This is a genomic window from Pseudomonas sp. H3_A02 (assembly GCF_054671965.1).
The window spans coordinates 309,274-333,311 of record NZ_CP162807.1; the positions used below are offsets into that span (position 1 = coordinate 309,274).

Sequence of the window (24,038 nt, forward strand, 5' to 3'; positions counted from 1 at the left end):
GTTGCAGCAAAAATTAGATAGATACATCCACGCGGAAGTAGATCGGCGCTTCGCGCTCGGTCAGGGCATCCGGACGTTCCAGGGAATGGGCGAAGGTGACGCTGGCGTTCAGGTGTTCACCACGAGCAAACAACTCCAGCGAGTTGCTCGACATGCGCCCGTGCTGGTCGCCGTTGTAGCGATCGCCGCGAATCACGCCCTGGTCATAACCGAGGCTGGTGCCGTATTCGGCGAACACCGGGCGCAGCCATTCCAGTGTCACCGGGCGGCTCCAGCGCAGGTCGTTGCGCCAGTAGCCGCCGCTGTCGCCGGACAATGTCTGGTCCTTGTAGCCACGAATCGACGACAGGCCGCCCAGGCTCATGCGCTGCGGGCTGAACAGCACGTCCTCGCTGCGCTGACCGGTCATCAGGCTGCTGAAGCTGAAAGATTCGCCACCCAGCTCAAAGGGTTGCAGGTAGCTGAGGGTGGCGGTGTACTTGCGATAGCGCGCATCCGGCAGCCCAGGTCCCGGCTCATGATCGCCCTGGGCGTCAAGGGCACCGATACCCTGTTGCAGGCCCAGGTCGAGGTTGACGAAGGCATTGCCGACCCGTCGTCCATGGTTGACGCCGAACTGCGCCTCGCTGATGCGATTGCTGCTTTCGGCGAGCTTGCTGTCTTCGATGAAGTTGTTCGTGCGCAGGTACGCCAGGCCCGTATTGAGGGAGGTCTTGCTCACCGCATCGCGATGGACCACCCGCTCCAGGCGCACCTGATGGTTCTGGCTGTCGCCGCTCTGCTTGAAATTGAAGCCGTTGGCCTGTCCCAGCGCGCGGTACTCGCTTTCGCTGTAGGTGTAGCTCAGGTTCCACCAGCCAAATGGCAGGTTGTAATAGAGCATGCCATTGCGCGAGGTTTTCTGATGGTCGCTGACGGCATCGTGGCCGCCGCGCAAGGCCAATTGGTCAGCCAGGCCCAAGGGGCTGTCCCAATCCAGGGAGGCGCCCCATTGCTGCTCGCCGGTGCTTTTCTGCCCATCGTTATGCCGTGACAGGCCGCGCGCCAGGGTTTCTGCGGGGTGTTATTGACCCGCACTTCGCTGCCGCCGATGTTCTGTCCCGGCGTCAGCTCCATTTGCGCGCGGTTGGACGGCAAGCGGTTCAGTTGATCGACCATCTGCTCCATCTCACGCAGGTTGAGCAGTTCGCCGGTTTTGCCGGGAAACGCCATCGCCAACTCGCGATCCGACAGCTTACTGTTCTCGGCACCTTTCAAGCCTTCCAGGCGGCCCTCGACGACCAGCACTTGCAGGTGACCGCTGGACAGGTCCTGTTGCGGCAAATAGGCGCGACTGGTGACCAGGCCTTTTTCCAGGTAGTGGTCGGTGATGACCTTGAGCAACTGATTAAGCTGCGGCACGCCCAGGCATTGGTTGAGGAAGGGCTTGAGCAGGCGCTGGCGCTCGCTTTCGGACAGGGCGTCGGCGCCCTTGAGCTCGATGGTCTTGATCGGGAAACAACGGGTATCGACAGGTGCAGTGGGCTGGGCCGGCTTCGCTTCTTTGCCGGGCAGGTCCTTGAGTTCTTCAAGGCGCCGACGCTGCTCTTCGAGCAGACGGTCCTGGCGCTCACGGATCAGGTCCGTATCGCCTGGGGTTGGCGCAGCGACGGCAATGTTCATCGCTAGAAAACACAGCGACGCGACGACTAGCCTCGTCCCTAAGGCAAATACGGACATGTTCGATCCCTCGATACAGAAATGACAGCAGGCATACACAGCAATGCGCGGATACCAGACCCGGCAGATCGCCTTCGGTTCAAGGGAGCGGAGATTTTCTACGTAAAAAAGAGACATGTCTCACAGACAGCGTCGACAAACACAATGAAAAGGCATCGCTGGAAGGTCCGAGCAGGTCAGCAACGCAGCTCACTTAGGCAGTCGGAAATCCGTGGCGAGGGAGCTTGCTCCCGCTCGGTTGCGCAGCGACCGCAAAATCGTAGGGCCGCTTCGCAGCCCAGCGGGAGCAAGCTCCCTCGCCACGGGTTCATCGTTTTCTTAGATAAGTGGCCCTGCGAGCAGGCCGGCGCCTTCGCGGCTTCCCGCTCGCGAATCAAGGCTTCCAACTCTATTGCCAAGCCAAGTGGGCGACTCCCCGGTGATCTCGCACAACAGCGCCGTCACGAGGTTGCCTTCGACCTTGCCGTGCGCTTGCAGAAGGTCCGCCACCGCGCACACAGCAGGCCAGTAACGATGCATCAACCGGCTGCAACGCGCGATGGCCTGGGATTGGGCGTCGAGCAGCTTGCGCGGTGGCAGCAAGCTGATCAATTCGTACCCCCGATCCAGGTCTCCCCGGCCGCTGCCCCTGATCAGCCGGTCGGACCTGCGGTGCCGGTAGACCGCTTCGGCCACTGGCCCCGCGAAGCAATGGAGCAAGTCACGCTCAATGGCATCGATCATCGAAGGCAGGTATTCAGCGATTCCCGGGGCGTCGAAGGCCGGGCGCGAGACAAGGTAGTCCGCTTCGACCAACCCTTCTGCGTATTGCGGGTTACCGCGCAGGTCGAACAGAGGCCCCGCGCAGGCTTCGACCTTGGTACGCACGGTGATGCGTTTTATCGGTTGGCCGTTCCACCAGAACGCCAGGGCATGCCCCGCTTCGTGGAAGGCCGTGCTGCGCGGGCATTTGTTCATGATGGGGTCCGTCACGGCAGGCGCCGTTCATATCATCTGCCTCGCCGCTTGGCCTCGATAAAAGATTATCCCTATCGAGCGTTAATACTGCGCCTATTAGCTATCTGGCAAAGGGGGACTAGCCTGAATTCAGGCTGGTGCAATCCGGCCCGTGAAACCTGACAAGAGATAGGAAGCGTTCAGAACCGTACTGGGCTTGCCGTGGGCCACCGTACTGGCAACCAGACCGCCGTCGCGCGTTGCCGTGTGACCATACACGATCAGTTGAGCGAACTGTGAGCCCTGCGCCCTGTGTCATTTATTTCGCCTGTCGCTATTCGAAGCCCCGCCGGGCTGGATAGCTGGATGAATACGACCGAAGGTAGCTTCTCATGGCAAACGAATCGAAATGCCCGTTCAATCACGCCGCGGGTGGTGGCACGACGAACCGCGACTGGTGGCCGAACCAGCTGAATCTGAAGATCCTGCACCAGCACTCCTCGCTGTCCGACCCCATGGGCGAGGATTTCAACTATGCGCAAGCGTTCAAGCGCCTGGACTTCCAGGCCTTGAAACAAGACCTGAACGCGCTGATGACCGACTCGCAAGACTGGTGGCCGGCGGATTTCGGCCACTACGGGCCGCTCTTTGTCCGCATGGCCTGGCACAGTGCAGGCACCTACCGCACCGGTGACGGACGCGGTGGCGCGGGTTCCGGCCAGCAGCGGTTTGCACCGCTCAACAGCTGGCCCGACAACGTCAGCCTCGACAAGGCGCGTCGGCTGCTGTGGCCGATCAAGCAGAAGTATGGCCGCAACATTTCCTGGGCCGACCTGATCGTCCTCACCGGTAACGTTGCGCTGGAGTCCATGGGCTTCAAGACCTTCGGTTTTTCCGGTGGTCGCGCCGACGTCTGGGAGCCGGATGAAGACGTCTACTGGGGTTCCGAAAACAAATGGCTGGGGGGCGATGTTCGCTACGGCAAGCCCGACAAAGCCGCCATGCAGGAGCCCGGCGAAGGCCAATTGGTGGCCGAACCTGGCAACGAAGAAAGCCGCACTGACGAGGGACGCAACCTGGAGAACCCGCTGGCCGCCGTGCAGATGGGGCTGATCTACGTCAACCCGGAAGGCCCCGAGGGCCAGCCGGACCCGGTCGCCGCCGGGCTGGACATCCGCGAAACCTTCGCCCGCATGGCGATGAACGACGAAGAAACCGTGGCACTGATTGCCGGTGGCCACGCCTTCGGCAAAACCCACGGCGCCGGGCCTGCGGACAATGTCGGTGCCGAGCCCGAAGCCGCTGGCCTGGAGCTGCAAGGCCTGGGCTGGAAGAGCACCTTCGGCACCGGCAAGGGCGCCGACACCATCACCAGTGGCCTGGAGGTCACCTGGACCACCACGCCCACCCGCTGGAGCAACAACTACCTGGAGAACCTGTTCGGCTTCGAGTGGGAACTGACCAAGAGCCCGGCCGGCGCGCACCAATGGACGCCGAAAAACGGCGCAGGCGCGGGCATCATCCCCGATGCCCATGACCCGGCCAAACGGCGCAATCCAACGATGCTGACCACCGACCTGGCGCTGCGCTTCGACCCGATCTACGAGAAAATCTCGCGGCGTTTCCTGGAGAACCCGGAGCAATTGTCCGACGCCTTTGCCCGCGCCTGGTTCAAGCTGATCCATCGCGACATGGGCCCGCTCTCACGCTACCTCGGCCCGGAGCTGCCCAACGAAGAACTGCTGTGGCAAGACCCTATCCCGGCGGTCGACCATCCGCTGGTCAACGACAGCGACGTCGCCGCCCTCAAAGGCAAGTTGCAGGCCTCGGGCCTTACGGTTTCACAGCTGGTGTCGACGGCGTGGGCCGCGGCTTCCACTTTCCGTGGTTCCGACAAACGCGGCGGAGCCAACGGCGGCCGCCTGCGCCTGGCCCCGCAGAAGGATTGGCCGGCCAACCAGCCCGAGCAACTGGCCCAGGTGCTGGCGACCCTCGACAAGGTTCGGAACGAGTTCAACGCCGCCCAAGCCGATGGCAAGAAAATCTCCCTGGCGGACCTGATCGTGCTGGCCGGCAGCGCCGGCATTGAACAGGCCGCGAAAAATGCCGGGCTCAGCGTGACGGTACCCTTCGCACCAGGACGCATGGACGCCAGCCAGGAGCAGACGGACGTCGAGTCGTTCGGTTTCCTCGAGCCCATCGCCGATGGTTTTCGCAACTACCTCAAGGGCCGATACCGCGTGTCCGCCGAGGCGCTGCTGATCGACAAGGCCCAACTGCTGACCCTCAGCGCCCCGCAAATGACGGCACTGCTCGGTGGTCTGCGGGTACTGGACATCAACGTCGGCCACACTGCGCACGGTGTCTTTACCCAACGGCCCGGGACATTGAGTAACGACTTTTTCGTCAACCTGCTCGACATGGGCGTGGAATGGAAAGCCCTTTCCGACACCCAGGAAACCTTCGAAGCCCGCGACCGCAAGACCGGCCAGGTCAAATGGACCGGCACTCGCGTTGACCTGGTCTTCGGCTCCAACGCGCAACTACGGGCCCTGGCCGAAGTCTATGCCAGCCCGGATGCGCAGGAGCAGTTCGTCAAGGACTTCATCGCGGCCTGGGTCAAGGTGATGAACCTGGATCGGTTTGATCTCAGGTGAGAAGAACCCGCGAGCATGAGGTCGTGCAAGGAGCCGGCCTCATGAACTTTTCTTCACCCCACGCCCCCGCGTGATTGGGTAAAGTCCCCTCGCTCATTCAAGAAACTAAGGTTTTAGCCCGCGCTCCCAGCGGGCTTTTTTTTGCCTGGCGTTCAGACTGACGAAGTGCGCTGCCCAACACAGGCTGTTCCAAATCCGCTCGCCCATAAAACAGCAACGCCATCAGCCAACAGCTCAACCAGACGAAAATCCCCGCCCAGAACGTGTGGGACATGTAGTGCCAGCCCTGCAGGACCCGCGTCGTCCCGTAGACAAACCCCAAGGCCAGCGCCCCATACATCAACGCTTTCGAATGACGCCAGCGGTAGCGGCGGGCGACGAAATACAGCGCCAGCATGGTGAAGCCGCCGGACGCATGACCGCCGGGCCAGCAGCGACCGTCACCGGCAACCTTCAGTAGATCGAAATTCTGGAACCATTCCTTGTGCTCGATCTTGCCGGCGTATTGGGTGGTTTCCACCGGGCAATACACGCTGGTGTGGCCCTTGAGGTAATGGATCACCCCGGTACTGAGGGAAAAGGCGAAGACCACGTAGAGGAAATCACGACGGTGCTTGTGGGCAAACCGTAGCGGCTTGCTCAGTCGGGCTTTATCCAGCAGGCGAAGCAGTCCAGGGCGTTTTTCCGGTTTGAAGATCGGCCAGAAAAACGACAACAGCGCCCCGATAATGGCCGCCTCGCCGGTCCAGTTCGGGATGATCCTCGCCCATTTGTGGGTGATTTGCTCGAACAGCCGAACGTGCTCCAACGGAAAGACCTGGTGCAACGGGTCGTAAAAAAGATTGCTGATGGCGATGTCGATGCGGGTCATGTCGAACAGCAAGAACACCACGGCAGCACAGACCAGCGGAATTCCGAGGTTGAGCCCGTAGAAACGGGCGCGAGCAGACGTCAGCATGAGCGGTCCTAATCGTGAGGAAAATTACTGAAACATCACCGAGCGCCAGTCAGAGGCTTCGATAAAACCGAGCAACCGTGGCGCTTGTGGTTGGGCGGTGGAAACGAACAACGAAGCGCCATAGCCAAACGCCGAGGTCGGACGCTGGAGCGCGGTTTCCATGGCCTGCATACATTCGCTATGGGTGACCAGAATCAAGTTGCGCCCCGCCACCTTGTGGGCCAGGGCATTGCGCAGCAGGTCATGTCGGCAATTGAACAGCCAATCGTCACCAGTGCTCACCTTGCTGAACATGTACCCCGCCGTCTGGGTCGCACGCACCAGCGGGCTGTTGTAGAGGTCGACGTTGTCCAGGCCCAGTTGTTCGAAACGGGCACCGAGGCCCACCGCAACGGCACGGGCGCGGTCGGTGATGCCTTCGCGATCATTCAAGCACGCGGCCTTGGAGTGATCGCAGCGCTCGACATGGCGCACCAGCACGATCATCTCGCCCTTGGCCCAGCCAGCGGCCAAGGCACGGGCGCCGGCGACGTTGCCATGGGCCAGGTCCGGCACCGCCGTCGGGCTGAGCAGCCAGAGGGTCAACGGGATCACCAGCAGCGCTGAAGCCAGCACGACCACGGCGTTTTGATAACGGGCAAATCGGCGCGTATCGATCGAGCGCGTCAGGCCGAAAAGGCTCAGTCTCAGTTCCACATCAAGCCGCCCCGACGGCATCCACCCAGTCATTCGATGGCGCGACAGTAGAGAGGCCGACGTAGGTAGGCAGTGAAACCGATGTGAAAAAAAGCTTCAGATCCATGGCTCACCGCCGATACCCCCCTGTTACATGCTCTTGCTGGCTCTTAACAACAACAATCTTCCAGCGTACCGACGATTAAGCAGCACAACGTTCCTGGAGGAATTTGATGAACAGCTGGTTTGGCAACATTAGCGTCAACATGAAATTGGGCCTGGGCTTCGGCCTGGTGCTGGTACTGACCTGCCTGCTGGCCCTGACCAGTTGGACCAGCCTGGGTGGGCTGATCGACCGCAGCAACTGGATGAGCGACATTACCCAGCTCAACGCCAGCCTGACCAAACTGCGCGTCACGCGCCTGCAATACATGCTGACCAACGGTGACGAGACCGCCGCACAAAACGTGCAGACCACCCTCGATGGTTTCGTGGCGCAACAGAACGCCCTGCTCAGCAGCTTCAAGAGCCCGGCCAACGTCAAGCTGCTCAAGGAGCAGAGCGCGGTCATCAGTGCCTATCAAGTGTCCTTGAACAAAATGCGCAGCGCCTACCGCACGGGCAACAGCGCCCGCGATGTCATGGGCACGAACGCCGAGATCGCCTACAAACTGATCGAGGCCCTCGACGCCGATGTGCGGCAAATGGCCCTCAGCGATGAGCGTTTCGCCCAGTTCCAGGTCATCACCCAGGCCAAGCAGGCCTTTATGCTGGCCCGCTATGAAGTGCGCGGCTACACCGCCAACAGCAACGCCGACACCGAGCGCAAGGCCATCGACCAACTGGACGCCGCCATCGCTGCGCTCAAACCGCTGAATGAACATTTCTCCAGCACCCGCCAGGATGAACTGCGCCAGCTGGAAAATGCCCTGGCCCAATACCGCAGCGCCGTGCAGGCCTTCAAAGTGGCCACCGCCGATGTGGTCCAGGCCCGCAAGGAAATGACCGACCAGGGCGCAACCATCGTGGCCTTGAGCGAACAGCTGTACCAGATCCAACTCGACCGCCGCGACGCTGAAAGCGCCCAGGCACGCACCCTGCAACTGGTCAGCACCCTGTTGGCGCTGCTGGTCGGCGTCATCGCGGCCGTGATCATCACTCGCCAGATCACCGGCCCGCTGCGCGAAACCCTGGCCGTGGTCGAACGCATTGCCGGTGGCGACCTGTCGCAGAACGTCATCGTCACCCGCCGTGACGAACTGGGCGTGCTGCAACAAGGCATCGCCCGCATGGGCGTGACCCTGCGTGACCTGATCAGCGGCATCCGCGATGGCGTGACTCAGATCGCCAGCGCCGCCGAAGAACTGTCCGCCGTGACCGAGCAAACCAGCGCCGGGGTCAACAGCCAGAAAGTCGAGACCGATCAGGTCGCGACCGCCATGCACGAGATGACCGCCACCGTTCAGGAGGTCGCGCGCAACGCCGAAGAAGCCTCCCAGGCCGCGGCCGCCGCCGACGGCGAAGCCCGTGCCGGCGACAAGGTAGTCAGCGAAGCCATTGCCCAGATCGAGCGCCTGGCCAGCGAAGTGGTGCGCTCCACCGACGCCATGACCGTGCTGCAACAGGAAAGCGACAAGATCGGCAGCGTCATGGACGTGATCAAAGCCGTGGCCGAGCAGACCAACCTGCTGGCGCTCAACGCCGCGATCGAGGCGGCACGGGCCGGTGAAGCCGGGCGTGGTTTCGCCGTGGTGGCCGACGAAGTCCGTGGCCTGGCCCAGCGCACGCAGAAATCCACCGAAGAAATCGAAGGCCTGGTGGCTGGCCTGCAGAATGGTACCCAGCAAGTGGCCGCCGTGATGAACAACAGCCGCAACCTTACCGACAGCAGCGTGGCCCTGACCCGCAAGGCCGGCGCGTCACTGGAAAACATCACCCGCACGGTGTCGAACATCCAGTCGATGAACCAGCAGATCGCGGCCGCCGCCGAGCAGCAAAGCGCCGTGGCCGAGGAGATCAGCCGCAGCATCATCAACGTGCGCGACGTGTCCGAACAGACCGCCGCTGCCAGCGAAGAAACCGCCGCCTCCAGCGTCGAACTGGCGCGGCTGGGGAATCAGTTGCAGATGATGGTCAGCCACTTCCGCGTCTAACACCCGACCCGATGTTGCACAACCCACTGTGGGAGCGAGCTTGCTCGCGATGACGGCGGCACATCCAACATCGATGCCAGCAGACCCACCGCTATCGCGAGCAAGCTCGCTCCCACCCTGGGTCTGCTGTGTCCTGCAACTCCGCGCCAGGCACAAACCACTGTGGGAGCGGGCTTGCTCGCGAAGGCGGCAGCCCATCCAACATCGATGCCAGCAGACCCACCGCTATCGCGAGCAAGCTCGCTCCCACCCCGGGTCTGCTGTGTCCCGCAACTCCGCGCCAGGCACAAACCACTGTGGGAGCGGGCTTGCTCGCGAAGGCGGTGGGTCAGTCAACTTCAATGCTGGCTGATCCGACGCCTTCGCGAGCAAGCCCGCTCCCACAGGATTTGCATCGACGCCACCCACGAATCGCTCTTTCGTACAAATCCCCCTCCCCCTGTCCTACCGCCTTTCTTTGCCCGCTCCTGTACGGTTTTCGCTTGAACAAGCACATTCCGTTCGCACAGGAGATGGCAACACATGGACGTAAACAACGACTCGCTGCTGCACAGGCTCGTTGGCTCCTCAGACGGTAAGGACGCCACAAAAGCCGATCTGAAAACCGCCCTGCAACGCATGGGCGTGACGTCGGTATTCGACATCGCGCGCATGAGCAAGGCGCAGTTCACCCAGGCACTCGCCAGGCATACCGACGCGGACGGTGAGCAGGCCTACGACAACGCTTTGAGCCATGCCCGGCAAATCAGCCGCCTGTATCAGGAGCATCGAGTATCGTCCGGCGCCAACAAGCCACGCAGCAAGCGCAGCCTGGCGATAGGCTCAACGCCAGAGCCCACCGGCTATCAGGCGCTGTTCGAAGAAAATTGGGAGCAGTTCTGCAACGAGGGTGATATCGCGGCAATCGACTCGCCCGTGGCGTATCTGCGGGCGTTGTATCTGTTTGCCGGGGAGCTGGAAAACCGGTCGTCCCACGCCGGTAGAATCACCTTGGCGCAACGGCGCCCGGACCTCAAGGCACTGATGCTCGATCGACAGAGTACCTTCCTGACCCGTCCGATGCTCGACATCATCAACGACACCCTGCGCAATAATATCGAGTCGCACCTGGCCGAAACCGGCGATAACAGGAGCGTTCACCAGATACTCGCCAGCGCACACTACCCTTTCTCGCTGCCCTACGACCTGCACCATCACCAATGTGTCCTCGGGCTGGGCACGGGCAAGCCGACGCTGGGCGAACTGAATTATCGGGTTAGCCTGAACCTGCCTTTTTCAAAGGACCGGGATCTTTACGGGGGAGTAGTCGTCAATTCTGCAGAAGCGCAAAAACTGCTGTCCGGGTTGAGCCCCGCACAACAGGCGCTGCTCATCGCACCGACCGCCTCGCAGGCCAACCTCAGCACACTGAAAACAAACTACGGCACTGAGAACCTCCTACGCTTGGATGAGCTTGAGTTCTTCAAGGAGCGCACCGGGCTCACGACGGAACAGGTGGAGGAGCTACTGGCGCAAGGCAAATGCAGGCCGCGAACGTCAATCAACAGCCCCCTTTCCACCCGGACACATTACGGCGCCAGCTACATCAATGGCGGCGGGGCTATCCCTGCCCTGGCGATCGAGACCCAAGCGCAGCAGAGGGTCTTCACCAACAACTCTCCTGAACGTTTCGACCGTTTGCAACGCATGATCCGCCTGCATCGCTGGACCGGTATTCCCGTTGCCGAACTGGACACGTTGATCTTCAATGCCCAACGCTCGGAAAGGGTCGAAACGCTTAGCGCCAACACCTTGCGCACGCTGGGCGTCTATCGGTACCTGAACCGGCGCCATGGCATCGCCTCTGAAGAATTCGCTGCGTTCCTGCACGACATGCCCACCCACGGTTGCGCAGATCGGGTGTCGCTGTTCGATCAGGTGTTCAATCGCACCCAACTGCTCAAAAGCCCTGTGTGGGACGCCCCCAAGCGGAGCCTGACCGCCAAGGACGAGCAGACCTTCAGTTACCTCAGCGCCGGCCTTGGCCTTCCCGTTGCGCCAGATTCGCTGTTGCTGCTGGTGGAACAGGCCAGTCGATACTCATCACAGGAATATGATTTGCCCACGGTTTCGGCCCTGTATCGCCAGGCCCGTATCGCCCGGATGTTCGGGCTCTCCCCTCTTGAATGCACCGAGTTGGCCCGGTTACTCGGCGGGGAGGATTTCTGCAAGGCATTGGTGAAAGGGGAGCTGAAAACCGTCGACTCCACAGAGTCGGACATTCTTGATGTCCTGATGGCCATGGATTGGGCCGTTGACTGGCTCAGGCAAAACAATCGGGACGTGTTGCAATGGTGTCGCCTGTTCAACGTCAGCAACAATGACTGGCCGCTGAATCAAAACCTGGAAAAACGCTTGGCGAAATTCCAGGCAGACACCAACGCCTCCCAAGATCATCCGCATCAGGTGGAGCTCCTGCTGCATGACATGGCGGACCTGCCAGCCGAATACGTCCCTGGCGTATTACAAATGGCTGGTACCGACGCAAGGGCGATCGTCACGGCCATCCAGCACACCCCGGGTGCAATGCCCCCGTTGCTGGCGACGGTACTGCGCACGGCCGAGGCTTGCCAGCGCTTGCACCTGAGCAGCAGCACGCTGAAGGTCCTGATGGAAAACCCTACATGGCTGGCCCCGCGCCTATCGGCCACCCTGACGCCCCACACACTGTATCTGCTCGAATGCTTCAGTCATTGCGCCCGTCATCAGGCCCAGTCGGAAGACAACCTGTTGCATTACCTGCAGGTGGCCAACCAGGAACAGTCGGAAAAAGCAACCAATGGCCTGCTGGCCAAGCTGTTGAATTGGAGCGTCGAAGAGGTGAGTTCCCTGACGGCGTCACTGGACACAAGACGCGCAGACTCAATGGAAGCAGTGGATTGGATCATGCGCTGTCAGGCGTGCTGCCAGCAAACGGGACTGTCGGCAAACCTGCTGATCAAGGCGATCAAACTGGAAACCGCCAGCTCTGCATCGGCTTGGAAAATAGTCGGTGAAGCGCTGATCGCCGCCTGCCATTGACGGCTGCCCCCATTTCAAATTCAAGGATTGAATACATGACCGATGCCATAAAAAAGCAGCTCGATGAACGCCTGCGCGACGCACTGTTGGCGCTCTACTTGAACGACGTCGCCCCCGCCAATGCCACGCCCCTCAAGAACGCCCATGACCTCTATGAGTACTGGCTGCTCGATGTGCTGGTCAGCCAGGATGTGCCCACCACACCGGTCGCCTGTGCGATTGCCAGTCTGCAGCAATACATCAACCGTATCCTGATGAACCTGGAGCCCGGCTACGACCCGGAGGATTTCACCGCCGAACACCGGCAGACGTGGCGCAACGAAATGCATCAGTACCCCACCTGGGCCGCCCACCAAAAGCTGCTTTATTTCCCCGCGACTTACCTGGACCCGGTGCTGAGGGCCAACAGCAGCGATAACTTCCAGCAACTGGAAAACACCCTCACCCAGAACCGGATTCAACCCGACGCGGTGCAATCGGCGGTCCTGGCCTACCTGGCCCGATTCGAAGAAGTGGCCAACCTGACGATTCTCAACGGCTATATCGATGGCGAGGACTTTGCCAACAGCACCTACTACCTCATCGCTAAATCCCGCACCGAAAACACTTACTTCTGGCGCTCGCTGAACATGGCGCAACGTCCGCTGGACAGTGCCTTACCGCCCCCCTCCAAGCAGGATCAGCCGGATCCATACGCCTGGTCGGACTGGGAAAAAGCCGATGTGCCCATCCCCGAAAGCGCGGTCGAACACTCGATTCGTCCCGTCTGGTTCAACAATCGCCTGTTCGTTGTCTGGGCAGAATGCATCCATCAGGATCAGTCGGCCTCCAGCGCGCCTTCGAAGGCCGACGCCATGGCACCCCGTGTGAATCATCCGCTACTGCGCTTGAGCTATTGCTTCAAAAAACAGGATGGCATGTGGAGTACGCCACGAGTGGGCCTGCAAGGGTATTGCGAGGACAAAACGCTTGCCAGCCAGAGCCTGGAGGCGATCAGGCCGTTGATAGGTTCCGTTGCGATGCAGCACCGCAAGGGCTCGCAAGACTCACTGTATCTGGCCTTATGTGCACGAAAGCCCAGAGCCGGCTCGGCGTCCGCGCCGGCCAGTGCCTTCAGTTTTATTAGAACAACCTACATCGACAAAAATCTTTCCCATGAGCCTGACCGTTCAACGACGATCAAACAGGCGGAAGACGAAAAACCAAAAGAACTGGAACACGCTCTCCTTGATACGACGCTCATCGAACCTTACACCCAGCGTTTTCAAAGCAGATTGGCGTTCCAGGAAATTGAGGGTTCTCCAATTCCACGCCCCAAAAAGATCATCAATACACTTTCGAATTTCGATGATTATCTGGCTGGGACTGTTCTCAAACCCATCGACTCGCCACACACGCTAGTCGTTCATGCCGACGATACGTTTCTACCCCCTGCCGTGAGTGCAATTCGCATCTCGTTTTCAGGTCGACTTAAGCTGGTTCTGCCACCGCTCGACGAAACCCTGCCCTCCTCTTCCTATCTAAAACTGCGCGACGAGTCCGAAATTTTCTATCTGGATGTCGCAGATCCCGCCGGTCTAGTTTTCCAGTACTCCATCGATAACCTGAACAACGTGATCCGGGACAGTCAGGATTCACCTGGTTTCACGACGTCAGCCACGGCAAGTCTGGCTGGAAAACTGATCTCAGTGGCGGCAGTACGCCACTTGATCAACACCTACAATGAGCGCGACTCCAGCACCTCTCGTGGAAAGGTTACTTTGGCGCTTCAGACCCCTTTCCAACGCAGCGGGTCCCGGACTGCCTTTTTCTACAAAGAAGCATTGCTCTATCGAAAATATGTAATTTTTCGCCAACCCGCCGGAATAGAAGACAACTCGTTAACCTATGACAAACTGGAGGCTGTAGCCGAGTCTTCCTTGGTAAAACAGTTGCCCAGTCGCTATGAGTACCTCTTGCGGGTTGAAGACAATGAGGACGGCGAGGCTTTGTTGTATGGCGTCGCGCTGGTCAACCCTGACAGACCGTATCAAACAATTTCCTTCGCGCTCAAAGCGATCAAACTGAGCCTGGCACCTACGGTCCTCCAACCACCGAAGATCACCGCCGCACCGACCCCCAACCTGGGCACGACCCAATTCATCGACTTCGCCCATTCCACCATCAAGCACAGCGACGGCAAAAGCCAAGAACGCCAACCCATCAGGCTGAACACCGTATTCGCCGCCGAACTGATCCGGCGCACCGAAAACAGCCTGGATGAATTGTTTGACTGGACCACTCAACACCTGCCGGAACCTGCCCTGCCCGGTGATCCAAGCAACCGGATGGACTTTCATGGCCCCTACGGCCGTTACTTCACCGAACTGTTTCTCTACGTGCCCTGGCTGGTCGCCCATCGCTTGAACGCCGAGCATCGCTACGAGGAAGCAGAACACTGGCTGCGCTATGTCTTCGACCCGGGCCGCAGGAAAGCCGAATGTTGGCGAAGCGTCCCGCTGCTCGACGGTGACACGCTGTCGTATTCCCACCAGGCGCCCCATGACCCCTATCAGATTGCCCGCAGTCATCCCGTGCACTTTCGCAAGGCGCTGTACTTCCTGTACCTCGACATCCTGACCAACCGAGGCGACGCCGCGTACCGCGCGCTGACGCCTGACAGCCTCAGCGAAGCCAAGCTTTGGTACGTCCGGACCCTGGACTTGCTAGGGCCACGCCCGGTCGTTCAACCGGCCGATCACTGGACGGCCGTCAGCCTTCATGGATTGAGCACCACCAACAATGACGACCTGCGCCGCTTTGAAAACCGGCTGCCCCTGCCCACCGTCAGCTCGCCGTCGCTTGCGCAGGAAGGCCGATCGCAAGCGGCCCTGACGGCAATCGATAACCCGTATCTGCGCGTGCCATTCAATCCGCAATTGCTCAAGTGCTGGGACGTCGCCGAAAGTCGCCTGCACAACCTGCGGCATAACCTCGATATCGCCGGAAAGCCTCTGCATTTGCCTGTCTTCGCTGCGCCGCTGGACCCTCGCGCCTTGACCAGCGCCAGTGCCCCGAACACCCCGGCCGGCGCCACGGCCCACTTGTCGGCGGTTCAAATCCCCCACTATCGCTTCACCGTCATGCACAGCCAGGCTCAGAACGCCGTCGAAAGCATCATTCAGTTCGGTGCCACGTTGCTGTCACTGATCGAGCGCAAGGAACAGGCGCAGTTGCAGGAGCTGCAACAACAGCAAGCCTGGGACCTGGCGAAAATCGCGCTGGACCTGCAACGTCAGGCCTTGAACATCGACCGTCAGAACCGCCAGGCGCTGCTGGCCAGCCAGGCCACTGTTCAAAACCGCATCACCCATTACAAAAAACTGCTGGACGATGATCTTAGTCACGCCGAAACAGAGGTCAGTTATTTATACGTGGCCAGCGGCACCGCGGAGGCCGGAGCGATGGCCTTCCAAGTCGCGGCAGCGGGGCTGATGATGGCTCCGAACGTTGCGGGGTTCTGCATAGGCGGCAGCCGTTGGGAGGGGCCGGCGCTCGCAGCCTCTGCGGCCGCCCATAGCGCCGCGATCATAAGCCGCACGGTAGCGGCCCAACTCGACCGTCAGGCCGCATTCGATCGCCGCCGGGACGAATGGCATCACGCATGGGATCAGGCACAACTCGAACTGGCCCAGATCGACGCACAGCTGGCGCAGTTCACCGAACAGGAAACCGCCACTCGCCTGCAACTGCGCCTGGCCGAATCCACCCTGAGCCAAGCCAAGGCCAATTACGACTTTCTCAGCAAGCGCTTCACCAAGGCACAGCTGTACCAATGGCTGAACAGCCAATTTGCCGCGCTCTATCGTCAGGCCTACGACGCCACACTGGCGCTGTGCCTGGCGGCCGAAGCCTGTTGGCAGTATGAAGTCGCCAACTTCGACACGCGCTTCATCCACCCCGGCGCCTGGCATGCGACCTATCGTGGGCTGGGCGCCGGCGAGCTGCTGAAGATGAACCTGTTGAAGATGCACGCCGAATACCTGCGGCGCCACGAGCGGGAGCTGGAGATACGCAAAACAGTGTCGCTGCGTGAGCTCAAGCGCCAAATCCCGACCAGCATCAACAAAGAGTGGCCGCACATCCACGCCGACTTGAAGAAAGGCACCTACGAATTCGAACTGACCCAGCAATTGTTCGAAGACGACTATAAGGATCAGCAGCACTACCTGCGACGGATCAAGACCATCAGCGTATCTTTGCCGGCGGTCATCGGCCCTTATGAAAACATTCGAGCCACACTGACCCAGACCGCCAGCAAGGTGTTTCTCTCGCCCGGTGACGGTGGCAGAGCCCTGGAGAGCCGACGCGCCAACCAGCAGATTGCTCTGTCGACGGGCGTCGACGACAACGGCCTGTTCACGCTGAATTTCAACGATGACCGCTACCTGCCGTTCGAATACACCGGCGCCATTTCCAAGTGGCAACTGACCTTCCCGAACCCCGAAGCACAAAAAGACCTGCTTGACTCACTGACCGACGTCATCGTCCATGTGAGCTATACGGCCAGGGTCGGCGGAGGTGCGCAATGACCGAGCAACCGCTCTTGCCCGTCACCGCGCCGTCATTACCCAAGGGCGGTGGCGCCATTCAAAGTATCGGCAAAGGCTGGGCCGCCATCGGCGCCCACGGTACGGCGTCCTACGAAATTGCCCTGCCGATTTCACCGGGGCGCGGCTTTGCTCCGCCCTTGTCCCTGAACTATGCCAGCTCCCTCGGCAACGGTGTGTTCGGCATCGGTTGGGGGTTGTCGCTGCCCAGCGTGGCGCGCCGCACCAGCAAGGGCGTGCCGGCCTATACCGAGGCTGACGAAATCATCGGTCCCAGCGGGGTGGTCTGGTTGCCCGAGCGTGATCGGCAAGGCGTCATCGCCGCAACCCGCATCGATCAATACAACGATCTGGACCTGGAAACGACCTACAACGTCACGCGGTATTTTCCTCGAATCGAAAGCAGCTTCGACCGCATCGAACATTGGTCCCCTCCCGACTACAAACCGGGCTTCTGGCTGGTGCACGGCGCCGATGGCAGCCTGCACCTGTTCGGAAAGAACCCCGCCTCCCGCCGAGCTGATCCTCTGGACAAAAACCGTGTCGGCGAATGGCTGCTGGAAGAAAGCCTGAACGCTTACGGCGAACACATCCTCTACCAGTACAAGGCCGACACAACGGCCCAGCGCTATTTGAGCCAAGTGAGCTATGGCAATTTCAAGGCCGATCCGCACTTGTACTCATGGAAAACAGACCGGCTCGCCTCTGTGCAATGGCACTTCGAATTGGTCTTCGACTATGGCGAACGGACCACGGCCTACGAACAGAAACCGCCGTACGAAGGTCAGCAGTGGGCAACCCGCAGCGATGGTTTTTCCAGCTTCGCCTACGGTTTTGAACTGCGCACCGAACGCCTGTGCCGCCAGGTCCTGATGTTTCACCGTTTTCCCGAGGAACTGGGAGCCGCCCCCGTCCTGGTGCGCCGCCTGTTGCTCGATTATCGCCAGGCATCCCTGGGTTATCACCAACTGAGCGCCGCCCATGATCAAGCTTTTGGCGACTCGGCTACCGTCGATAGCCGGCCGCCCATCGAATTCAGCTACAGCGAATTCAAACTCCGGTTGGAGCCCCACGCCTGGCAACGTTTTGCAGACATGCCGGGGCTCGACGATGGTCAACGTTATCAACTGGTGGACTTGTACGGTGAGGGCCTGCCGGGCGTGCTCTATCAAGGTGACGGGGGTTGGCATTATCGCGAACCCGTGCGGGCCAAGGCCAAAGGCGACAACGTGGCTTACGCGCCGTGGCGAACACTGCCCGCCATCCCGGTTGCCGACCTTACAAAACCGGTGCGCCAGTCATTGAGCGACCTCACCGGAGACGGCCGCTTGGACTGGCTCGTGGCCCAACCGGGGCTGAGCGGTTTTTTCTCCCTTGGCGCCGATCGAAGCTGGTCGGATTTCGCCACATTCAACGCGTTTCCGGCAGAATTTTTCAGCCCACACGGGCAATTGGCCGACCTGTCGGGAGAAGGGCTTACTGACCTGGTATTGATCGGCCCGCGCAGCGTTCGCCTGTATATCAACCAGCGAGAGCACGGTTTTGCCACCCCACTGCAAGTCGCCCGCGACGAGCATGAAGATGCCCTGGCGGTGTTCAGCGCCGAGCCCGGCGAACTGGTGGCGTTCAGCGATGTGCTGGGCAGCGGCCAGCAACACTTGGTGCGCATTCGTCACAACGAAGTGCGGTGCTGGCCAAACCTGGGCCACGGGCGGTTTGGCAAGGGCATCGTGTTGGACTTTCCCGGGCTGGCCTACGAAACCTTCGATGCCTCGCGCATCCGCCTGGCGGATCTGGATGGCTCCGGCGCCGTCGACCTGATCTATCTGCAAGCCGACCAGGCACTGATCTTCATGAACCGCTGCGGCCAGGGTTTCCGCCCTGCGCTCAACCTGCCCTGGCCCCCCGGACTGCGTTACGACAATTTATGCCAGGTGAGCGTCGCCGACCTGCAAGGGCTCGGCTGCTCCAGCCTGATCCTGAGCATGCCGCACATCACACCGCAACACTGGCGCTACGATTTCGTCGAGGCGAAACCGTATCTGCTCACCGGCACCCACAACAACATGGGCGCCAGCGAAACCATCCGCTACCGCAGCTCGGCGCAGGAATGGCTGGATGAAAAAGCCGCCCATAACAAGGCTGGCACGCCTGCGATCTGTCATGTCCCCATGGCGCTGCATCTGGTTTCGAACCAGACCCGGGTGGATGACATCACCGGCAATCGATTAACCCGCAAGTTTGCCTATCGCCAAGGCTACTACGACGGTGCCGAGCGCGAGTTTCGCGGCTTCGGCCTGTTGCTGGAAACCGACAATGAAACCACCCCCGACGATGCCGATTCCCAGGGTTTCACGATGCCTAGCCTGAAGAAGACCTGGTTTCACACCGGGCAAACGGTGGACATGCCCCGTATCGGCTACAACCACGACGACCCGCAAGCCGTGGCGCTGGGCAAGGCACTGCTTTGCCAATACCAAGAGGAGACCGGGCGCGACATCCCCGTGTCCGTGCCAACCGCAGCCACCCACATTGAAATGGCCCGCGCGTTGAGTGGGCAGGTGCTGCGAAGCGAGACATTCGGGGTCGATAGGCGCCGGAAAACCCGGACCCTGTACTCGGTCCAGGAACACCGCTATCGCGTACGCCTGCTGCAAGTGTCCGACGGTAATCAGTCCTACGCCCGGATGCTACCGCTGCCGCTGGAGTCCATCACGTATCAATACGAAGGCACCGCCGATGACCCGCAGTGCCAGCACACCTTGAACCTGCAACACGACCTGTACGGCGCCCTCGTTCACCGCCTGGACATCCATTACGCCCGCAGGAAAACCGCCGACGATACGCCACCGTTCAGCGACGTTGACTCACAACGATGGTGGCGCGATGCACATGATCCGGCGCAGCAGTTTTATTACCTGAACGAAACCCGGGCCGAGTTCATCCACCTGCAAACGCCCCAAGGGTGGCGATTGGGCCTGCCTTATCGCCAGCGCACCCAGGCGTTGCGCTGCCCCAAGGCTCCCGAAGCCGACGGGCTGGCGCCGCAAGAGATAACGTTCGAAACCCTCAGCGAACGTGCGGAGCAAACGACCTGGACGGACCAGAGCGTGCTCACCGGCCTGACCGTGCAACGCTACAAAGGCGCTTCGAGCGCAGCCACCCTGGCGGATGGCGTCGCAGACTTCCAGGCCCTGACCGACCATCTGGAAACCGCTGAGCTGGACGAAACCGCCCTCAAGGCCTTCCGGCTGCTGCCCCAGGAAACGCGCCCCAAGGGAAAAATGCTCGAACGCAATCACTATCACCGCATGGCCGATTTTCTTCCCGAGAGCAGCCGCCCCGTACGACTCTGGTCCGTCAAAAGCGGCTTCGCCACTTATGCCCCACGGGACGGGTTCTACAAAATCCGCACCCTACAACCGAGCGAAAGCCACGGCGTAATCGAGATCAGCCACGACCTTCATCACTGTGTGATCACCCGGTTCCAACAGCCTGATGGCTGTGCCACCGCGGCGACCTACGATTACCGCTCGCTCCAGCCCCGACGCATCACCGACCCCAACGGCAATGTGCAGGAAGGCCTGTTCGATGCTTTTGGCCAAGTATTGGCCACCTCTTTTTATGGCGACGAGCAACATACGCGCAGGGGTTTCAAACCGCTCGCGCAGTTCAAACAGCCAGCATTCAACAGCCCGACAGCGGCCATCAGCCAAAGCCGGGACGCGTTGCAGGACGCGGCCACGGCGCTTTATTACGCGCCCTTCAGCTGGATGGGTTGCGTATCGAAGGCAGCCCTGGCGGACACCGACTGGCTGGCGCGCTGCGTGAGCAATGGCGACCTGCTCCCCACCGGGCATATCTGCGCGTCGGCTCGAGTCCGGCTAGCGGAGCTTCAGACACTCTCGGCCGATGACCTCAAGCTGAAGAACGAACTCGAGGCCGCGCCGCGTGAGCCCGTGCACATCGCCACACTGGTCGCCGACCGCGACCCCGATGACGACCAAAAACAAATCCGCATCGCCGTCACCTGCTTCGATGGCTTCGGGCGAACTCTGCAAAGCAAGCAACTCGTCGAACCGGGCCTGGCTTACGTCGTCGATGCAAAGGGTGATCTGACGTTGACGGATGGAGCGCCCAAGGAGCAGGTCGCCGCAAGGCGCTGGCGGGTCAGCGAACGGGTGGAATACAACAGCAAGGGTTTGGCGGTGCGCATCTACCGTCCTTATTTCGCCGATCAGCATCGCCGTATCAACGATGTGTCCTTGCGGCAATTCGGCCATTACGACCGGCAGTTCTACGACGCCCTCGGGCGCCCCACCCTCACGCGTCTGGCCCGGCAAGCCGGCCTCTGCTACATGCGTCGCCACACCCGCCATCCCTGGTACAGCGTGGACGAGGACGAAAATGACACGCTGCAAGAAGTCATGTCCGAACACGCCGCCACGGCCGGAGGTGGCGCATGAACCCACGCCTTCATCACAAGACCCCCTCGATCAACGCCGTCGACGGCCGAGGCCTGCCCGTGCGGCAAATCGCTTACTACCGGCGCGACGCCCAGGAACCCGTCCAGGCGCGCATTGCCCAGCAAGACTACGATGTGGCGGGACGACAAGTGGCGCAGCGCGACCCTCGGCTGTTCGCCAAGGCGACGGGCGGGGCGAACCTGCAGACGGTCTACAGTTTGTCCGGCAAGACGCTGTTGCTCGACAGCATCGATGCCGGGTGGCGCCTGTACCTGCCTGGCGATGCCGGTCAGGTATTGCACTGCTGGGATCAGCGAGGCACCTATTGGCGGACCACCTACGACACGCAACTGCGCATGACCGCCGTCCATGAGCAAGGGGCAGGCGACGTGCCACGCAGGGTCGAATGCCTGCACTACGGCGACAGTTCGCCGGAATCCGCAGTGCACAACCGGTGCGGCGCGCTGATCCGCCACGACGACAGCGCCGGCACTCTGCTGGTCCATGACTATGGGCTTTGCGCCAAGCCTCTGAGCCAGACCCGGCATCTGCTGGCCGCCACCGAACGACCCGACTGGCCAGCGCAAGAGAAAGACCGCGACCGCTTGCTGGAACCGGGCGACGGCTACACCACGAGCTGGCGCTACGATGCCCTCGCCGAGCTTATCCAGCAGACCGATGCCGCCCAGCACCAGCAGCGCTACTCGTTCGATGTCGCGGGTCAGCTCAAGTCCATGGGCCTGCAGATAAGAAACACGGCGACCGAAAAAGTCATCGTGAGCGATCTCGTCTACAACGCGTCCGGCCAGATCGAGTCCCAGACGGCCGGCAACGGTGTCGTCAGTCGCGCCGTGTACGATCCGGCCAACGGTAGATTGACCGCCCTGCGCACATCGCGGTCGGCCAAGACCTTGCAGGATCTGCACTACACCTGCGACCCGGTGGGTAACGTGACGCACATTGAGGACAAGGCCCAACCGGTGCAGTTCGGCAGCAACCAACGGGTCGAAGCGTCCAGCACATTCACCTACGACAGCCTTTATCAATTGATCAGCGCGACGGGCCGCGAGGCTGCCGGATTGACCAGCCCCCCGGACCTTCCAGCCCTCGGCAAACTACCCATCGACCCCGGCCAGTTGTTCAATTTCACCGAACACTACGAATACGATGCTGGCGGCAACCTGATCGAACTGCGTCATCGTCGCGACGGCAATCACTACACCCGGACATTGGACGTGGCCGCCGTGAGCAATCGCTTGCGCGCCTGGAACAAAGGCCACTCGACGCCCGACCAAACAGTGGACTTCGATGCCAACGGCAACCAGCAGGCGCTAGCCCCGGGCCAGGCGCTGACCTGGAACCTGCGTAATCAGCTCGACAGCGTGGTGTTGGTACGGCGTGAAAACGCGTCCGATGACATCGAGCGCTATCGCTACGACAGCAGCGGCCAACGCGTGCGCAAGCTCCAGACCACTCAGGGCGCAACGCGGGTGCACACTCGGGAGGTCCGCTATCTGCCAGGCCTTGAAATTCGCACGCGAGATAACGAACGCCTGGAAGTCATTACCCTGCAAGCGGGGCGCTGCACTGTACGTTATCTGCACTGGACGCAAGGCCGACCGTCCGCCATCGCGGCCAATCCATTGCGCTACAGCTTCAGCGACCACCTGGGCTCAAGCGCACTGGAACTGGACGATCAGGGCGACCTGATCAGCCAGGAAAGCTACCTGCCTTATGGGGCCACCGCGTGGGCGGCGTCGCGTTCGGTCGTGGAGGCTGACTACCGAACCCTTCGCTACTCCGGCAAGGAACGTGATGCCAGCGGCTTGTATTATTACGGGCAGCGCTATTACGCACCGTGGTTGCAGCGCTGGATCAGCCCCGACCCGGCGGGAACGATCGATGGGTTGAACCTGTATGGCATGGTGGGGAACAACCCCCTCAGGTTCGTCGACCACCAGGGCTGGGTGAAGGACGATGTCATCCAATGGATGAGCGCTGATGGCCACGCCCGTTCCCAGGCGATGCTGCAGGAGCCTGCGAAAGAACCGGCCAACAGACGTGCCAGGGCTCATCGAGAAGCCCCTTCCGAGCCCGGCGCCAGCCCCAACTTCAGCAAAACCCAACGCAAGGGACTGGTCGTTCACTCCTATGGTGTAGTCCTGGATCGCAAGGGGGACAACGATGTGGGCCTCAACGAGTACTACAATCTCACTGGCCCCAAATCCGGTCCGAAGAATTACCGCGGCGTGGACAAGAATTATGACGGCTCCGCCAAAAGCGAGAGGTTCTACCTGACTTTCGGCAGCTACAAAATCGGCAATACCGCTGAATACCTGGCCGACCTGGCCGAACGATACAGCGCTACGAAAGCCAGTGAGACCCATCAACTCGACATAGATCCTGATGTGTTGAAGCTCGAACCGACGCTGAGCAGGACGGTCGAGACCCTGTACGAACTCCAGCAACCCACCCAGCACCTCATCGCCACGCACATCGAGAAATCCAACAGCATCATTCCCGTGCATGCCGGAGGACCTGGGGCTCATGGCGAAGTCCGCCTACTCAACTCAATCGTGGCGCTTTATCCGGGTCAAGCTGAAAGGGTGCTGTCGGATACGCATCTGTTCACTGAAAAACTGGCCGGCGTGGACCAACCGGAGCCTTTCATCGCCTGCTTCAACTGCAGCGGCATTATCCCCGAAGAAGTCAACATCCCGACTGGTCGCAACCCTCGAGACTATGGGTCGTACAACCGTCACATCTCGGAAATAAATCGAGCTCTGCGTTCTGGTAGTACGTCTTGACCGGGCGTCTTGATCCAG

Annotated in this window: 9 protein-coding genes and 2 pseudogenes; 7 read left to right on the forward strand and 4 right to left on the reverse strand. The window is 60.9% G+C overall.

From position 1 onward, the window contains the following. Positions 1-13 precede the first annotated feature (13 nt). Positions 14-1,719, reverse strand: a pseudogene (locus tag AB4N80_RS01330) (ShlB/FhaC/HecB family hemolysin secretion/activation protein). Between the two features lie 318 nt (positions 1,720-2,037). Then, positions 2,038-2,676: a hypothetical protein gene (locus AB4N80_RS01335; protein ID WP_354337120.1), complete on the reverse strand. Its 639-nt coding sequence runs from the start codon at positions 2,674-2,676 to the stop codon at positions 2,038-2,040. A gap of 371 nt (positions 2,677-3,047) precedes the next feature. Here AB4N80_RS01335 and katG point away from each other — a divergent pair, with 371 nt between their 5' ends. Continuing rightward, complete coding sequence (gene katG, locus AB4N80_RS01340) at positions 3,048-5,312, forward strand: catalase/peroxidase HPI (protein ID WP_305469620.1); 2,265 nt, start codon at positions 3,048-3,050, stop codon at positions 5,310-5,312. 97 nt (positions 5,313-5,409) lie between these two features. Here the strand turns inward: katG and AB4N80_RS01345 are convergent, their stop codons facing one another. Together AB4N80_RS01345 and pmrG are read right to left on the reverse strand one after the other, a co-directional pair. Beyond that, entirely contained in the window at positions 5,410-6,270 is an 861-nt protein-coding gene (locus AB4N80_RS01345; RefSeq protein ID WP_305469618.1) for a phosphatase PAP2 family protein, read from the reverse strand. 24 nt (positions 6,271-6,294) lie between these two features. Further along, complete coding sequence (gene pmrG, locus AB4N80_RS01350; protein WP_436278755.1) at positions 6,295-6,966, reverse strand: lipopolysaccharide core heptose(II)-phosphate phosphatase PmrG; 672 nt, start codon at positions 6,964-6,966, stop codon at positions 6,295-6,297. A 347-nt stretch (positions 6,967-7,313) separates the two neighbouring features. Between pmrG and AB4N80_RS01355 the strand changes: the two are divergent. The 6 genes and pseudogenes from AB4N80_RS01355 to AB4N80_RS01380 all read left to right on the forward strand — a co-directional run. Continuing rightward, positions 7,314-8,192, forward strand: a pseudogene (locus AB4N80_RS01355) (methyl-accepting chemotaxis protein); the annotation flags it as partial. Positions 8,193-8,393: 201 nt separating this feature from the next. Continuing rightward, positions 8,394-9,098, forward strand: a complete 705-nt coding sequence (locus AB4N80_RS01360; RefSeq protein ID WP_409556042.1) for a methyl-accepting chemotaxis protein — start codon at positions 8,394-8,396, stop codon at positions 9,096-9,098. 522 nt (positions 9,099-9,620) lie between these two features. Beyond that, entirely contained in the window at positions 9,621-12,158 is a 2,538-nt protein-coding gene (locus AB4N80_RS01365; protein WP_460080322.1) for a Tc toxin subunit A, read from the forward strand. Positions 12,159-12,193: 35 nt separating this feature from the next. Then, a complete protein-coding gene (locus AB4N80_RS01370) occupies positions 12,194-16,729 on the forward strand; it encodes a Tc toxin subunit A-related protein (RefSeq protein ID WP_460080325.1) in 4,536 nt (1,511 codons plus the stop codon). Next, entirely contained in the window at positions 16,726-21,213 is a 4,488-nt protein-coding gene (locus tag AB4N80_RS01375) for a SpvB/TcaC N-terminal domain-containing protein (RefSeq protein ID WP_354337113.1), read from the forward strand. The genes AB4N80_RS01370 and AB4N80_RS01375 overlap by 4 nt, the downstream gene beginning before the upstream one ends. Next, positions 21,210-24,020: an RHS repeat-associated core domain-containing protein gene (locus tag AB4N80_RS01380; protein ID WP_354337112.1), complete on the forward strand. Its 2,811-nt coding sequence runs from the start codon at positions 21,210-21,212 to the stop codon at positions 24,018-24,020. The genes AB4N80_RS01375 and AB4N80_RS01380 overlap by 4 nt, the downstream gene beginning before the upstream one ends. Positions 24,021-24,038: the final 18 nt, after the last annotated feature.